Genomic DNA, 16,857 nt, shown 5'->3' with positions numbered 1-16,857 from the left:
CTTACTCTCCTTTTAATTCTTTTAAAAATTCTCTTACCTTTTTTTCATCCTTTACTCTCATATTTCCTACAATCTTTTCTACTCCTGTTGATAAATCTAAACCTCTAATATTTTTATCCCTTGGAATATCTTTTAACCTTTCTTTGGATATCCCTCCTGCTAAAATAAATTCTCTATTTATTTTATTTAATAAACTATAATCAAAAGCTTCTCCACTTCCAGGACTTCTTCCATCTATAATTATTTTATATTCATTAAACTCTTCTATTTTATGGACATCATCTATAGATAAAGCTTTTATTATTTTCTTTATCTTTATTCTTTCTTTAAGCATTTCTATAAATTCAATGTCTTCATTTCCATGAAGTTGTATCCACTCTATTCCTGTTTCTTTATACACCTTTTCTATAAATTCTATAGAATTGTTTCTAAACACTCCAACACTTTCACCTTTTCTTACTTTTCTACAAAGCTTTCTTCCATCCTCTATACTTATCCTTCTCTTGCTTTCACAAAATACAAATCCTAAATAATCAACCTCTAATTTGTTTAAAAAGCTAATTTCATCCTCTAAAGTAATCCCACATATTTTTACTTTCATTTTATCCTCTATACTTTTTTCTAAACTTCTTAAATTCATTTTTGAAATATTCATTTTCTAAATTTCTCATAAATAATTCTCCAACTAAAACTCCATCTACACCCATATCACTTAAGTGTTCTATATCACAAATTCCACCAACACCACTTTCTGATATAACAACCTTCCCTTTTGGAATTCTTTTTAAAAGCTTCTCTGTTGTTTTTAAATTAACCTTAAAGGTATCTAAATTTCTATTATTTATTCCTATTATCTCAGCATCAGAATCAAGGGCACATTTAAGCTCCTCTTCATTATGAATTTCTACTACCACATCAAGTCCTATTCCTTTTGCAATGCTACAAAACTTCGGAAGTTTCTTTCCTAAAACTGCTCCTATTAAAAGTATTGCATCTGCACCAATAACCTTACTTTCATATATTTGATATTTATCAATTATAAAATCCTTTCTTAATACTGGAGTATCTGTTTTTTCTTTTATTTTTCTTAAATGTTCATTTGAACCTTCAAAAAATTTCTCTTCTGTTAAAACTGATAAACAATCAACTGAAATTTCATTATAAAAATCTAATATACTATCTACATTAAACTTTTCTAATATTACTCCCTTTGATGGTGACGCTTTTTTAAACTCTCCAATTATAGAAATTCCATCCTTTAATATAGCCTCTTTAAACTTCCCACCCTTTTTTATCTCTTCTAATGATTTTTCTTTTTCACTTATAATTTTATCTAAATACATTTTTACTCCTCCTTATTTGTTATATAAACTAACTCTTTATACTTTTCTAAAGCTTTTTTAGAATCTAACATTTCTCTTGCTATCTGTACTCCCTCTTCTAAAGAATTTGCCTTATTACCTATATATATTGATGCTCCACTGTTTAAAATTACAACATCTCTCTTTGGACCTTTCTTTCCTTCTAATATTTCTAAAATAAGCTTTGCATTAAACTCTGCATCATTTCCCTTTAAATTTTCTAAACTAGCTCTTTCTATATTAAAATCCTCAGGTTTTATTTTATATTCTAATATCTCTCCATCCTTAAGTTCACAAATATTAGTTTCATCACTAATACTTATTTCATCTAAACCATCCTCACTATGAACTATCATAGCCTTTTTAAGCCCTAAACTTTTAAGAACTTCACAAGCAGTTCTCATTAGGCTTTTATCATAAATCCCAAGCAGTTGTCCACTTAAGTTAGCTGGATTTACAAGAGGTCCTATAAGGTTAAATATAGTTCTTGTTTTAAGCTCTCTTCTTTCCTCTGCTACTGACTTCATAGCCCCATGATAATAAGGTGCAAATAAAAAGCTCATTCCATTTTCTTTTATAATCTTCTCACTTTTTTCTTTACTTAAATCTACTCTTATATTTAACTTTTCTAAAACATCTGCACTACCACACATACTAGAAACGCTTCTATTCCCATGCTTTGCAATCTTCACTCCTGCACTTGCTGAAACTATAGATGCTGCTGTTGAAATATTAAAGGTATTAAGCCCATCTCCTCCTGTTCCACAAGTATCTATTAAGAATTCATTCTCTACATTTATCTTTATCATTCTCTTTCTAAGAGCTTGTACAACACCTAAAATTTCTTCTACTGTTTCCCCCTTCATCTTAAGACCAATTAAAAATCCACCAATCTGTGTTTTAGTGCATTTTCCCTCTATTATTTCTCCAAGTATTTCTTCTATTTCTTCTTTTCTTAGATTTTCTTCTTTAGTTAACTTTTTTATTCCATCACATATATTCATTGCACACCTCTTTTATAAAATTTTCTATTATTCTCATACCCTTTTCTGTTCCTATAGATTCTGGATGAAACTGAAGACCATAAAGCTTTTCCTCTTTATGCTTTATAGCCATAATTTCTTTAGTATCTAAAGATTCTCCTATTATTTCTAACTCTAATGGGAAATTTACCTTATCTATTATTAATGAATGATATCTCATAACTTTTATTCGCCTTCTTACTCCATCAAAAATATCTTTTCCCTTTATTTGAATTTCACTAATCTTTCCATGTTTTATCTCTTTTGCATAAACAATATTCCCCTTAAATGCATAACCTATTGCTTGATGCCCTAAACATATTCCAAGTATGGGAATCTCTTTGTAAAACCTTTTTATTACGTCTACAATTATTCCTGCATTTTCTGGTCTTCCTGGTCCTGGAGATATTATTATTCCTGAAGGATTCATTTTTTTAATTTCTTCTATAGTTACCTTATCATTTCTCTTTACTGCTACTTCTGCCATTTCTCCTACATATTGATATAGGTTGTAGGTAAAGGAATCATAATTATCTATTATTAAAATCATCTTAATACCTCCTTTAATATTCCAAGCTTATTTTGTATTTCCTCATACTCTTTTTCTGGAACTGAATCATATACTATTCCTGCTCCTGCTTGAATATTTGCTATTCCATTCTTTAAGACTATTGTCCTTATAGCTATGCTCATATCCACGTTATTACTATAAGAAAAATATCCAACTGCTCCTGAATAAATTCCTCTCTTAACCTCTTCAAGCTCTTCTATAATTTCCATTGCACGTATTTTGGGTGCACCAGATACAGTTCCTGCTGGAATACAACTTTCTAAAGCATGGAAAGAATCCTTATCTTTTTTTAAATTCCCTCTAACTCTTGAAGTAATATGCATAACATGAGAAAACTTTTCTATTTTCATAAATTGGTCTAGATTTACTGATGAAAACTCACTAATCTTACCTATATCATTTCTTCCAAGGTCTACAAGCATTAAATGCTCTGCCCTCTCTTTTTCATCATTTAAAAGCTCTTTTTCTAGCTTTACATCCTCTTCTAAAGTTTTCCCTCTTTTCCTTGTACCTGCTATTGGATTAGTTCTAACAACTCCATTTTTAACTGAAACAAGACTTTCTGGTGATGCACCTATAATTGAAAAATCCTTATACTTTATTAAAAACATATATGGTGATGGGTTTTCTTCTCTAAGTCTTCTATACAGTTCAAAATCTTCTTTCTCTGTTTTAACCTTTGTTCTAATAGATAAAACAACTTGAAATATATCTCCCTCTTCAATATATTTTTTTGCCTTTTTAACCATTTCTAGAAACTTTTCTTTTTTAGTTTCTTCAACTTCTATTAATTCCTTCTTTTCAAAATCATCATCTATATCTAAAATATTTTTTGAAATTCTTTTCTTTATATTTTTAAAACTTTCCCTTTGAACTTTTAAAATCTCATCATACCCACGCTTTTCTTCTTTATCTATATTAGTTATAAAGCTTATTCTATGTGTAAAAGCATCATAGCAAATATATTCATCATAAAAAGAAAATCTATAATTTTCTGTTTCTACTGTATCCTTATTTTTAAAGCATAATCTTTCTTCATACTTTTCCGTAATATCATAAGCTAAATATCCTATAGCTCCTCCCTTAAAAGGGAAAGGATTTGTTTTCTCTAAAAACCCTGTACTTAACTCCTGTCTAAGCTTTTCCATCTGATTAAGTTCATTACCCACTAATAAATATTTAGCTTTTTCTCCAATAAAAGAATATCTTCCAAAATGCTCATTTCTGCTTCCACTTTCAAAAATAAACTTATTTTCACCCTCTAACCCCTTATAAATATTTATAGGTGTTAAATCATCACCTCTAAATGTACTAATAAGAGAAAAATTTTTTTCCCTTTCCTTACATTTTAAAAACTCGCCTTCAGTTAAATTAACCATCTTTTAAACACCTCTCCTTTTTCTTAAATTCTCTAAAACAAAAAGCCACCTCACCCCTAAAAATGGGATGAAGTGACTTCCTATGCCACCCATTTATGTAATTTAGATAAATAAAAAACCTTATTCTAATTTAGAATAAAGTGTATATTTCCCCTGTACATTTAAAATATTACAGATACGGAAAATGCTTTTAAACACTTCGATATCCTGTCATTTTAACGGTAGACATCCCGTAAAGCCCTACTTTTAAAATTTCAAGCTTTCCTCGTAAAAGACCCATTCATTAAAGCTTTCATTATCTAGTTCTCACCATTTCTAGACTCTCTTTAAACTTCCACTAAAATTACTCCCTCTTTATTTTAGAGTTTTTATTTACTAATTTTTATATATTATATTTTATATTCATTTTATTGTCAAATGTTTCCAATTTAAAATAAACCTTGAGCTAAAAACTCAAAGTTTATCTTTCTATGTACTACTAAATTGTAAATTTGTGTTTTCTAACACCTCTGGCTTTTCTCTCGATAAAATTATTACAGCTACAACAATCAATAACATTCCTAATATAGTATCTACGCCTATGGACTCTCCAAAAAATATAAAGCTTGCTATTATCCCTACAATAGGTTCAAAAGTTCCTAATATAGATGAATTAGATGCTCCTATATCTTTTATTGCTATTTGTAAAAATACTAAAGATATTACTGTAGATACTACTGCAATTCCAAGATAAGAAACTCCTATATGTACATTAATTTTAGTTATAAGTTGTCCTCGTATAGCTCCTATAATTAAAGTAATAATTCCTGCAAAAAGAGAGCAATAAAAGGTTGTTACCATTCCATTTAACATTTTTATTTTTTCTCTTCCCATTCCAAAAACTGTTGCTCCATAAACAATTCCTGATAAAAGAGCTAAGAAGATTCCTCTTATATCTACTCCACCTTTTTCTGATGCGGATAAAAGAAATACTCCAATTATTGATATTACTAATGCAATTGTTTTTCTTTTAGTAAACTTTTCTTTTACAAATAAAAATCCAAATATACAAACACATAAAGGATAAATAAAATGAAGTCCTGTTGCAAGTCCTACTCCAACATACTCATAAGACTCAAAAAGAGTTTGTGTAGTTAAAGTATATCCTATGGCTCCCATTATAAATAAAATTCCAAGCTGTTCCTTAGTTATCTTTAAAGACTTTCCACTTATCTTTATAACTATAAATAAAATTATTGCTGCTAATAAAAATCTTGCAACTAAAACTGTTGTTGGGTTTGACCCTGCATCATATCCTACCTTTGCGAATATCCCAAGAAATCCAAAACAGATAGATGCTAAGATTGCAAATGTTAATCCTACTGCACTTTTCAAAAAACTCACTCCTAAATATAATCTCCACTTTTGTATTATAGACACTTTATCCTTTTATTCAATGTATAAAATTTAAACTTTCACAATAAATAAAAATTCAGATGAAATTTTAACATCCATCTGAATTTTTTTCTTTTTAATCTTCAATTTTTATTTGTTCTACTATTGAGTCTTTAACTATTTTATTTATTCCTACTGTTGTTATTACTTTTAATACAAGAAGAATTACTCCAATACACAATATAGTTTCTATAAATGGGAAGCTATATACTGCAAAGGTTGCACCCATAGCATTCATAAATATTTTTACTGATATAAATGCTAGAATATTTCCTAAGACTACTCCTATAATTAAAGCGACTCTCATTTTTAAGATTCCTTCTCTTTGAACTAATTTTTTGATTTGAGTATCTGTTACTCCAACACCTCTTAACATTCCAAATTCTCTTCTTCTAAAAAGAATTTCTGATAATGTTGAATTAATAAATCCCATTAAACCAATTATAGCCACTACTCCAATAATTGAATATCCTAAAAGCTCATAGCTTCTTTTTTCTTCTTTTAACTGGATTAAGGTATCTTCAAAGTTTTCTACCTTATCTATATTTTTATATTTCCCTGTAATTTTTTCTATTTTTTCTGCTACCATTTTACTTTCTTTTTCACTTGTTTTCACTAAAATTTTTCCATAATCCTTTGTGTTTTCAAAAACTTTTGAATCATTATAAATATATATTCCTTCTGCATATACTCCTTTTACTACTGGCTCACTTAATATAGCCGTTACAGTAACTTCAGTTTCTTTTCCTTCTTTATCTTTTACTATTATCTTTTCTCCTAATGCATAAGGACTTGTATTATGACTCATATATACTAATGCTTCTTTTCCCTCTTTAAAGCTTTCTTTATTAATTTCTCCAAGTACTATTTTATCTTCTGCTTTTTTTAATATTTCATCAGTTATTCCTAAATATGCTTTTCTAGCCACACCTTCAGTTTTTTCACCTATAATCTTTAAAGAAACTACATTATCTTCTGCCTCTTCTAGCTTTTTAATTATCTCTTCATCTATATAGTCTCCATTTAGAATTCCTTCAAAGCTTAAATTCACTTGTACATTTTCTATAAAAGTATCCTGAACCATCTTTTTAATGCTCATACTTTTAAATATAGTTGCAGCAACTATAAATAATGTAATTGATAAAGTCATTGATATAATAGTTATTCTATTTATCTTTTTATTCTTTTTTATATTTCCTTTTGCAAGTTTATCTATAAAATCTTTTCCTTTTATTTCTTTCTTTAATTTACTTCCTTCTATTCCTGTAAACTTACTTGCTTCTATTGGTGATAATTTTGATATTTTAAATGCTGGTAATAATACTGAAATTAAGACAGTTATTAAAGAAACTACTATTACAAATATAAATACTATTGGATTTAATATAAATCTTAGATCTTCTTCAAATTTTATTCCAAGCATTGTAGCTTTTGCACCAATCATTCCAAGTATGGCTCCAAGAGGAATACCAATTACTGATAAAAATAATGCTTCATATAAAACTATTTTTCTAACTTGTTTTCCTGTTACACCTACTGTTAATAGTAGTCCTACTGCTTTTACTCTTTCTACAAGCATTATATTAAAAATGTTATATATTATAAATATTCCTGAGATAACTACAAGTAATCCAATTAAAATATAAGGTATCACTTCTGAACCACTCATATCTTTAGATACCATTCCCTCATTTATAAAAATATCTTCTACATCTCCATTTATTAATAACCTTATACTTTCAAAATCCTCTTCATAAGACTCTGCTTTTATAAGCTTTATTAATCCTTCTTTTTTTCCACCAAGCTCTTTAGCTAAATTTTCATTTACAAAGACTCTATAAAAATTATTGTCACTTACTGTATATTTTTTATTTTCTACAATTCCAACTATTTTTAACTCTTTATCTAAAAAAGTTATCTTATCTCCAATCTTTTTATTAAACTTTTTTTCATATAAATTATCAATTACACATTCATTATTTTCTGGATTTATTTTTCCACTCTTTAATTCTAAGTCATAATACCCTTGTGCAATATTATCATAATAAGCATACTCTATATCACTTTCACTATTACTTTCCATATAAGCAAGTATTCTAGTTCCAAGGCTTTCTACATTATTATGAGCTTTTATCTTTTCTACCTCTTCTTCATTATCTATAATTGCTGCCCCATAAAAGCCACCATCATATGCCTTGGAAAAATTTCTACTCATTAAATTATAGCTATAAGCATAAATTCCTACTGCCATTAAAAATGCTGTTACTAAAACTATTGTTAAAATACTTATTATATTTTTCTTTTTTCTCGATTTTATATACCTAAGTGCAACCCTTTTTTCCATAGTCCTTTCCTCCTATTCAAATATCTTTCCATCTTCAATTCTTAAACTTCTATCTCCTTGATGTGCAATTTCATCATTGTGAGTTATTAGTACAATTGTTTGATTATATTTCTTTGAACAAGATTTTAAAAGGCTCATAACCTCTTCTGTATTTTTGCTATCTAAATTCCCTGTTGGTTCATCTGCTAAAACTATTGATGGTCTTGTAACTAACGCCCTTGCAATAGCCACTCTTTGTTGTTGCCCTCCTGATAATTGATTTGGATACTTATCTTTCTTTATCCATATACCAAGAGATTCCATTATTTCTTTTACAAACTTTTCGTCCTGCTTTTTCCCATCTGCATTTATAGGTAACACTACATTTTCATAAACAGTTAAAACTGGTACTAAGTTAAAACCTTGAAATATAAACCCTATATTCCTTCTTCTAAAAATACTAAGCTCATCCTTTTTTAAAGTTTGAATATCACGTCCATCTATAATAATTTTTCCACTAGTTGCATAATCAAGTCCTCCTAATAAATGAAGTAATGTTGATTTTCCTGAGCCTGATGTTCCTACAATAGTGACAAATTCTCCTCTTTCTATGCTTACATTTATATTATTTACTGCAACTACCTTTGTTTCTCCCTCTCCATAACTTTTTACTAAGTTAATTCCCTCTAATACTTTCATTCTCAAATTCTCCCTACATCTTTTATTTTAAGTTTTCTATATTTTTATTCTAGCCACTTAAAATAACAGAAAAATAACAGCTAAAATAACAGTTTTGTTATTTTAGCCTTAATCTATTAAATGTTTATATAAAGTTATAGTAAAAGTGCTTCCCTTTCCCACTTCACTTTTCACTTTTATATTTCCATTATGATCTTCAATTATTTTTTTACTTAAATATAAACCAATTCCAGAGCCCTCTTCATTTCTAATTTCTTCACTATAGCTTCTATAAAATCTTTTAAATATCTTATCTTTATCTTCTTTCTTTATTCCAAAACCTCTATCCTTTATTATTATTTTAATTTTAGAAGCTTCTATTTCTAAAGAAATATCTATCTCCTTATTTTCTAAACTATACTTAATACTATTATCTAAAATATTTATAATAGCTTCACCAAGCCATTTTTTATCATGCCTTAAATTACCTTCATCAAACTTTAAAATATTTATGGTAATGTTTTTTTCTAAAGCTTTTCCATGAACCCCATTTATACTATTTAAAAGTGTTTCACTTATACTACTTTCTTTTTTATTTAAATTTATAGACTTAGATTCAAGGGTTGATAATTTTATAAGACCTGTTGTTATCCATTCCATTCTATCTATATTTTCATTGTTTTCTCTTAAAAACTCATTTTTCTCAGAATCATCTACATATCCTTCTAAAATAAGCTCATTATTCATCTTTATTCCTGCAATTGGCGTCTTTAGTTGATGAGATAATTCACTTAATAACTCTCTTATTCTATCTCTTTCTTCTTTTAACTTTTCTTTTCCTATATTCAATCTTAAAACTACTGTATTTATATTATGGTAACAAAGACCTATGTCCCCTTCTTCTGTTTCACTTAGAGGTTCCATAGCTTTTCCTTCTACAACTTTTTCTAAAGCTACATTTATCTTTTTTAACTTTTTTAAATCTCTATAATATAAAACCCATATAGAGGAAACTACTATTAAGCTTATTAAAATTAAAACACCTAAAGTTACATCTTTTATTTTTACAAAGGTTTTTCCAATCCACTTATTTTGAATATCCATTCCTTCAAAATAGCCATAATTATTTAAACGTTCTAACCCTTTATATACATTCTCTTTAGAAATATCTTCACTTAACACCTTTTTTATTATTTCATCCATATTAGAACCACTTTCATCCATAGCACCAATACAATTTGCATATTTTATAAGTTCTTCTGTTTGATACTCCTTAAGCTTATAATTAATAAAAATATATCCAATTGTTATTACCGTTACTATAATAACAAAACTAATTAATATCCATCTATCAAACTTCTTTTCTTTTCTCATAGCTTATTACATCCAAAAGACCAAAGATAACCAAGACCTCTAATATTCTTTATATACTCTGGATTTTTAGGATTACTCTCTATCTTTTCTCTAAGCCTTTTTATATTTACAGGAACTACATTTTTATCTACAAACTCTACTTCATCACTCCAGACATTATCTAATATCTGTTCTCTACTTAAAACTCTTTTTCCATTTATCATTAAATATCTAAGAAGTAAAAACTCCTTTTTACTTAAATAAACTTCCTCATCATTTTTCATAACCTTCATTAACTCTTCATCTATAACAATTTCATTTGAAATAAACTTTCTAGATACCTCTTCTTTTCTGCTTCTTCTTAAAATTGCATTTATTCTAGAAATTAAAACTTTAATACTAAAGGGCTTTGTCATATAATCATCTGCTCCCATATCTAGCCCATTACTAATATCTAAATCTGAATTTTGTGCTGTTAAAAAAATTATAGGAATATCCGATACACGCCTTAAATCCATGCAAAACTCAAACCCACTCTTATCAGGTAAATTAACATCTAAAACTATTAAATCAACCTTCGCTGAAATTAACACTTCCTCAGCATCCTTAATATAATTAACCCCACTTACATCAAATCCTTCCTTTCTTAAAGCAAAGCTTATTCCCTTATTCAAAGAAATATCATCCTCAACCAATAAAACTCTCATAACTTCCCCTTTTATATCTCTTTCCAACTACTATTTTTTATAAAATACTCTACATTACCATTTGCTCTATCTACTATATCTTCCTCATAACCCATAAACTCTAATATTTTTATAGCATTCTTTGTTTTTGATGCTCCCTCTTTTAACTTGTAATCAAATTTTATCTTATTATCTTCAATCTTTTCTTCGAAGCTATAATTTTTAAAACTATTTTTTAATATATAAGTTAATTCAATATCATGTGTTGCTCCAAAACAAATACAGTTTTTCATATTTCCAAGCTTATTTAAAATCTCTGACGAAGCTGCTATTCTTTCTAGAGTGTTTGTCCCTCTTAAAACCTCATCAATAAAACATATAAAATTCTCATCTTTGAATTCTAATATTCTTTTTATAGACTTTATTTCTGCCATATAATAACTATCATTTGACATAATGCTATCACTTAAAGCCATAGAACTAAAAACTCTTAAAGTTGGAATTTTAAATTTGCTTGCACAAGCTATATTAAAACTTTGAGCTAAAACTACATTTAATCCTATACTTCTTAAAAAAGTACTTTTTCCTGATGCATTAGAGCCTGTAATTAAAACTCCATTACTTCCTGCAAAGCCATTTTTTACTGGATTTTTTATTAAGGGATTATATATATCTTCAAACTCTATCTTCTTTTCTTCAGCAAATTCTGGTATACAATACTGATCTAAAGTTTCTGTAAATGAAGCTACTCCAATTAATGCATCAAGTTCTCCAATAAAATCATAAATCTCTTTAATCCTCTCACCTTCTCTTAAAACCACTTCTTCAATATCACCATAATTAACTACATTTTTTAAAGTTAACATAGCTACATACTCTGAAAAAATATCCATATCATTTCCCATATTCACTTCTTTGCTTCCAGTATTCTTTCTCTTTAAGCAAATCGTTTTTTCTATAGCACTTTGGACTTCTTTATAATATTTATTTACTTCTTTTATATTTTTAGAATAGATTTTTTTAGCATTCAGTACCATATTGATTAAATACACATAATCTTGCATTCTATATTCTAACTTTTTCTCAACTCTCATATGAATAATGACATTAGCTGTAATATTTAAAATAATTAATAAAATAAATATTGGACTAAAAAAAGATAATGCTATTAAAGGAATAGGTAAATATCTTAAAATTTTAAATAATTTAAAATTCATCTTGTATGTTTTATTTTCTTTCATAAAATAATCTGAAAGTCTTGCTGAATTTTTTCTTCCAAGACATTTAAGTTCTAAAGAAATATCTTCTCTTATTTCTTTATTTTCTTTAAAAAACTGAATTAAAGCTTTTCTCTTATCTAAATTTCTTTTATCAAACTCTAAACTCCTAAGTGATTTATATAAATACTCACTTCCTATACTTGTATTAGTATTTGCCATAAGCTTAAATATTTCATTCATATTAAAATCATTCCAAGTTATATTATCTAAATAGAAACCTTCTTCTTTTGAATTCAAAAAATAACTATCTGTATCATCCCCATGATTAACATAGTCATCCTTCATATGTTTTCTCGTTCCATAAAGATTTCTTATATTTTCTAAACATCTCTTCTTAAATTTATATTTAGTAAAGCTTCCAGCTATCATCATTGCTACTACAATAATAATCACATATACGCCATAAATAAAAATACCATCCATACCCTCACCTCTTTTTCAAATTATATCATACAAACCTTTTTTTTGGTAATTAACTGTTTGTAAATAGATTTTAACTAATATATATTTGAACATAAAAAAAAGAACCTAAAGGGGTTAGGTTCTTTCTATATTTGGATGAATGTTTATAGTAATTTTTAAATGGACAATTTAATCACTTTCGAGAGTTACCTCTAGTTTAGATTAAATTTTTAAGTATTTATACTTTTATTTGGGTATTTTAAACATATTTCTATCGTCTTAAAATACCCAAGCTTTATTTTCTATGCGAAGTATCTATCTAAAAGACCTTTGAAAGCTCTTCCGTGTCTAGCTTCATCTTTACACATTTCATGAACTGTGTCATGGATTGCATCTAAGTTTAATTGTTTAGCTAATGTAGCTAAATCTTTTTTACCTTGACATGCACCAAACTCAGCATCAACTCTTGCTTGTAAGTTAGCTTTAGTATCAGCTACTACAACTTCACCTAAAAGTTCAGCAAATTTAGCAGCGTGCTCAGCTTCTTCAAAAGCTATTCTAGTATAAGCTTCTGCAACTTCTGGATGTCCTTCTCTATCTGCTTGTCTAGCCATAGCTAAGTACATTCCAACTTCAGTACATTCTCCCATAAAGTTAGCTCTTAATCCTTCAATTACTCTTTCGTCAACACCTTGTGCTACTCCAATTCTATGTTCATCAGCCCAAGCCATTTCACCAACTTGCTCTTTGAATTTATCAGCTCCAACACCACAAACTGGACATTTTTCTGGTGCAACTTCTCCTTCATGAATGTATCCACATACTGTACAAATAAATTTTTTCATTTTAAAATCCTCCTCTTATTACAAAACACACTTTTTTATTCTCTATATAAAAATTCCTAAAGCTTTTAAAACCTATTTTCATAAACCTTAAAAGCCTTAACTTTATCTTTTGTTTTAATCTATACTTATTTTATAATAATAATTATTAATTGTAAATACCTTTTTTAAAATAATTTTTATTAATTGAATTTTATTTTTTACCTTTAATTAAAAACTCCAATTTCACATTCTTAACTAGCCTTCTTTTACGATAAAATTTGTCACAGACAAATTTTGAGTACCCCACTAGAATCGCTTGCGATTCCCCTAACTCTTAACTCTAACCTCTTAATTCTTAACTTAAAAAAAGTACCTATGAAATACTCCTACATTTCATAGATACTCTTATATTTAAACCTTATTAAATTCTATGCAAAATATCTGTCTAAAAGGCCTTTGAATGCTCTTCCGTGTCTAGCTTCATCTTTACACATTTCGTGAACTGTGTCATGAATTGCATCTAAGTTTAATTGTTTAGCAAGTGTTGCTAAGTCTTTTTTACCTTGACATGCACCAAATTCAGCATCAACTCTTGCTTGTAAGTTTGCTTTTGTATCAGCAACTACAACTTCACCTAACATTTCAGCAAATTTAGCAGCGTGCTCAGCTTCTTCGAAAGCTATTCTTTTGTAAGCTTCTCCAACTTCTGGATGTCCTTCTCTATCTGCTTGTCTTGACATTGCTAAGTACATTCCAACTTCTGTACATTCTCCCATGAAGTTAGCTCTTAATCCTTCGATTACTTTTTCGTCAACACCTTGTGCTACACCTATTCTGTGTTCATCAGCCCAAGCCATTTCACCAGCTTGCTCTACAAATTTATCTTTTCCAGCTTTACATACTGGACATACTTCTGGAGCTTCAGCACCTTCAAATACATATCCACATACTGTACACATAAATCTTTTCATTCTAAATCCCTCATTTCATTTTTATTATTTATTACTCTTTTATTTTAACACTATTCCTCTACCAAACTTTCCTTTTTTGGAACAATTAACTATTTATTTACAATAAAATAATCCCTCTATGGAAATAATCTAACCTTGATTATCTACCATAAAGGGACTTTATCTACTAATCTATATATTCTTTAAATGCATAAATAATGTTCTTTTATTTGATTTATTATTCTCTTTGCTTCATTTGCTTGTGCTTTTGGAACTTTAAAAGCAATTGGTGCTGAATAGGGTATCCCATTTGCAGTTACTACTGTATTTCCGTCAACACCTATTTTTATATCTACATCTAAATCAAAACTTCCAGCTGTTTCAAAGCTAACACTTTTTATATTTTTTCTTGGAAAAAATTTAGTCTCAACCTTTTTTCCTGTTACCCCTTGTACATCAATCATATAAACGCCTAAATTAGTCAATACAATTGAATCTCTAATAAATTGATAAGAAGCTATAATTGATTCATTAGGTAATAAAAAATCATCTAACCTACTTAAATCTGCTCCCCCTGCTGTTCCTTTTCCAGTAATCTTATCATAAAACCCCATAAAAAAATCCCCCTTTTTTTATCTAAAAAATGAAACTACAAATTCCTAATACTATGAATATTAAGCATAATACCATTTCCCACTTTTTGTCAAATACCTTATCTTTATTTTCGATGGATTTTATAATTAAAAATATTATTCCTAATCCATACAATCCAAAACATAAAAATAAATTCTGCATTCCAGCTGTTGTTATCATATAAACTGAATAAATAACTCCACCTAAAGCATATACCATATTCCCATATTTCTTATCTTTTATAGATATTTTTAAAAGAAAACCTGCTGATAATAAGTATGGTATTAAGATCATTGTAGTAGCAGTATTAGTAACCTGTACAAATGCATTCTGTGACCTCATAGATATTATATACGCAATTTCCATTATTATTCCATTAAATATTAAAGCATTAACAGCTGCATTATTTTTATTTACCTTTCCTAAAAATTTAGGAAACATTTTATCCTTAGATACCATCATTGGAGTTTCTACTGTTAAAATTGTCCATGATACCCATGCACCTAATATAGAAATTACTACTCCTATATTAATCATTATTTCAGCCCATGTTCCATTAGTATACTTTAATATACCTCCAAGTGCTGGTGTCTGAACATTTATTAGTTGTTCTTGGGTCATAATTCCAAAGCTTAACATTACAATAAGGACATAACATATAAGAACAAATACATATCCTATTATTGTTGCTTTCCCTACATCTTTTGAATTTTTTGCTCTTCCTGAAATAACTACTGCACCTTCAACACCTACAAACACCCATAAGGTTTGAAGCATTGCATTTTTAACCTGTGTGCCAACCCCACCTAAATGAGTCGCACCTGATGCATTAAGTGCTTTTGACCAAACATCACTTGTAAATATGTTCATTTTAAAAGCAATTATTAATAAGATAATTGCAAGTCCTATAGGTACAATCTTAGCAACTGTTGCAACACTATTTATAAGATTTGCTGTTTTCATTCCTTGTGCTATAAATGCAATAACACCCCAAATTAAAATACTACTTATTATAAATCCTGGCAATGAATCTACTCCACCTATTTGAGGGAAAAATGTTGTTAATGCATTTACTAATAAAATTGCAAATGATACATTTCCAATTAAATTACTAAGCCAATATCCCCATGCAGAACTGAATCCCATATATGTACCAAATCCATTTTTAGCATAATAATAAATTCCCCCCGTTATATCTGCTCTTTCATTTGAAAGTAGTTGAAACACTTTTGCAATAAAAAACACTCCTACACCAGTTATAATCCATGCAATAATACTAGCGCCTACACCAGCGCTACTTGCCATTCCTTGTGGTAAATTAAAGACTCCACTTCCAATCATTGATCCAACTACAATCATAATTAATCCTATTAAACCAACCTTCTGTGAATTAATTCCATTATCCTCCACTTAAATACCTCCTTTATATGCATCTTTGCATATTTTATCTTTTGAATAAATGATCCTTCAATTTTTCTCATATATTACTAAAAAAATTTATAACGTTCCTTTTTATTTTTATCATCTATTTTTTATTTATTCACTTAAAAAAAAAGCTATGCATATGCATAGCTTTGGTGGCTCACCGGGGAATCGAACCCCGGACACCATGATTAAAAGTCATGTGCTCTACCGACTGAGCTAGTGAACCATATTGTTGGCAGGGATAGCAGGATTCGAACCTACGAGTGCTACAGTCAAAGTGTAGTGCCTTACCGCTTGGCGATATCCCTAAAACAATGGGGTGGACGATGGGACTCGAACCCACGACAACCAGAACCACAATCTGGCGCTCTACCAACTGAACTACGTCCACCAAAGTTTGGTGCGTCTTAAGAGATTCGAACTCCTGGCCCACGCCTTAGAAGGGCGTTGCTCTATCCAGCTGAGCTAAAGACGCATATGGAGCGGGTAGTGAGAATCGAACTCACCTTTCCAGCTTGGAAGGCTGGAGTATTACC

15 protein-coding genes and 4 tRNA genes are annotated in these 16,857 nt (G+C 28.8%); all 19 read right to left on the bottom strand.

Annotated features, from left to right (window positions below):
• Position 1: 1 nt before the first annotated feature.
• Complete coding sequence (locus ACRC28_RS10360; RefSeq protein ID WP_438543372.1) at positions 2–601, bottom strand: phosphoribosylanthranilate isomerase; 600 nt, start codon at positions 599–601, stop codon at positions 2–4.
• A gap of 1 nt (position 602) precedes the next feature.
• Positions 603–1,343, bottom strand: coding sequence for an indole-3-glycerol phosphate synthase TrpC (gene trpC / locus ACRC28_RS10355; RefSeq protein WP_438543371.1), 741 nt, complete (start codon positions 1,341–1,343; stop codon positions 603–605).
• A gap of 2 nt (positions 1,344–1,345) precedes the next feature.
• Positions 1,346–2,365 carry an anthranilate phosphoribosyltransferase gene (gene trpD, locus ACRC28_RS10350; protein ID WP_438543370.1) on the bottom strand — a complete coding sequence of 340 codons (1,020 nt, stop codon included), beginning with the start codon at positions 2,363–2,365 and terminating at the stop codon, positions 1,346–1,348.
• The gene (locus tag ACRC28_RS10345) at positions 2,352–2,933 is read right to left on the bottom strand and encodes an anthranilate synthase component II (protein ID WP_438543369.1); all 582 of its coding nucleotides are present in this window, start codon (positions 2,931–2,933) and stop codon (positions 2,352–2,354) included. Before ACRC28_RS10345 ends, trpD begins: the two co-directional genes overlap by 14 nt.
• Positions 2,930–4,333: an anthranilate synthase component I family protein gene (locus ACRC28_RS10340; protein WP_438543368.1), complete on the bottom strand. Its 1,404-nt coding sequence runs from the start codon at positions 4,331–4,333 to the stop codon at positions 2,930–2,932. Before ACRC28_RS10340 ends, ACRC28_RS10345 begins: the two co-directional genes overlap by 4 nt.
• Positions 4,334–4,801: 468 nt before the next feature.
• The gene (locus tag ACRC28_RS10335) at positions 4,802–5,707 is read right to left on the bottom strand and encodes a DMT family transporter (RefSeq protein WP_438543367.1); all 906 of its coding nucleotides are present in this window, start codon (positions 5,705–5,707) and stop codon (positions 4,802–4,804) included.
• A 136-nt stretch (positions 5,708–5,843) separates the two neighbouring features.
• Positions 5,844–8,111 carry an ABC transporter permease gene (locus tag ACRC28_RS10330; RefSeq protein ID WP_438543366.1) on the bottom strand — a complete coding sequence of 756 codons (2,268 nt, stop codon included), beginning with the start codon at positions 8,109–8,111 and terminating at the stop codon, positions 5,844–5,846.
• A gap of 12 nt (positions 8,112–8,123) precedes the next feature.
• A complete protein-coding gene (locus ACRC28_RS10325) occupies positions 8,124–8,789 on the bottom strand; it encodes an ABC transporter ATP-binding protein (RefSeq protein ID WP_438543365.1) in 666 nt (221 codons plus the stop codon).
• Positions 8,790–8,897: 108 nt separating this feature from the next.
• Positions 8,898–10,142, bottom strand: a complete 1,245-nt coding sequence (locus ACRC28_RS10320) for a sensor histidine kinase (protein WP_438543364.1) — start codon at positions 10,140–10,142, stop codon at positions 8,898–8,900.
• A complete protein-coding gene (locus tag ACRC28_RS10315) occupies positions 10,139–10,828 on the bottom strand; it encodes a response regulator transcription factor (RefSeq protein WP_438543363.1) in 690 nt (229 codons plus the stop codon). Before ACRC28_RS10315 ends, ACRC28_RS10320 begins: the two co-directional genes overlap by 4 nt.
• Before the next feature lie 11 nt (positions 10,829–10,839).
• Positions 10,840–12,510: a MutS-related protein gene (locus ACRC28_RS10310; protein ID WP_438543362.1), complete on the bottom strand. Its 1,671-nt coding sequence runs from the start codon at positions 12,508–12,510 to the stop codon at positions 10,840–10,842.
• Positions 12,511–12,791: 281 nt separating this feature from the next.
• Complete coding sequence (locus tag ACRC28_RS10305) at positions 12,792–13,334, bottom strand: NADH peroxidase (protein WP_438543361.1); 543 nt, start codon at positions 13,332–13,334, stop codon at positions 12,792–12,794.
• A 407-nt stretch (positions 13,335–13,741) separates the two neighbouring features.
• Positions 13,742–14,284 (bottom strand): NADH peroxidase, encoded by a 543-nt coding sequence (locus ACRC28_RS10300; RefSeq protein ID WP_438543360.1) that lies wholly within the window; start codon positions 14,282–14,284, stop codon positions 13,742–13,744.
• A gap of 182 nt (positions 14,285–14,466) precedes the next feature.
• Positions 14,467–14,877 carry a PH domain-containing protein gene (locus ACRC28_RS10295; RefSeq protein WP_438543359.1) on the bottom strand — a complete coding sequence of 137 codons (411 nt, stop codon included), beginning with the start codon at positions 14,875–14,877 and terminating at the stop codon, positions 14,467–14,469.
• A gap of 22 nt (positions 14,878–14,899) precedes the next feature.
• On the bottom strand, positions 14,900–16,306 hold the full coding sequence (locus tag ACRC28_RS10290; protein ID WP_438543358.1) for a basic amino acid/polyamine antiporter: 1,407 nt from the start codon (positions 16,304–16,306) through the stop codon (positions 14,900–14,902).
• A gap of 165 nt (positions 16,307–16,471) precedes the next feature.
• Positions 16,472–16,547 (bottom strand) — tRNA-Lys (locus ACRC28_RS10285).
• 7 nt (positions 16,548–16,554) lie between these two features.
• Positions 16,555–16,629 (bottom strand) — tRNA-Gln (locus ACRC28_RS10280).
• A gap of 7 nt (positions 16,630–16,636) precedes the next feature.
• Positions 16,637–16,712, bottom strand: a tRNA-His gene (locus tag ACRC28_RS10275).
• A 7-nt stretch (positions 16,713–16,719) separates the two neighbouring features.
• Positions 16,720–16,796 (bottom strand) — tRNA-Arg (locus ACRC28_RS10270).
• Positions 16,797–16,857 lie beyond the last annotated feature (61 nt).

This window comes from Clostridium sp., from assembly GCF_051650885.1.
Taxonomy (GTDB): Bacteria; Bacillota; Clostridia; order Clostridiales; family Clostridiaceae; genus Clostridium.
The sequence above is the reverse complement of the archived record's forward strand: the minus strand, read 5'-3'. Positions and strand labels throughout refer to the sequence as shown.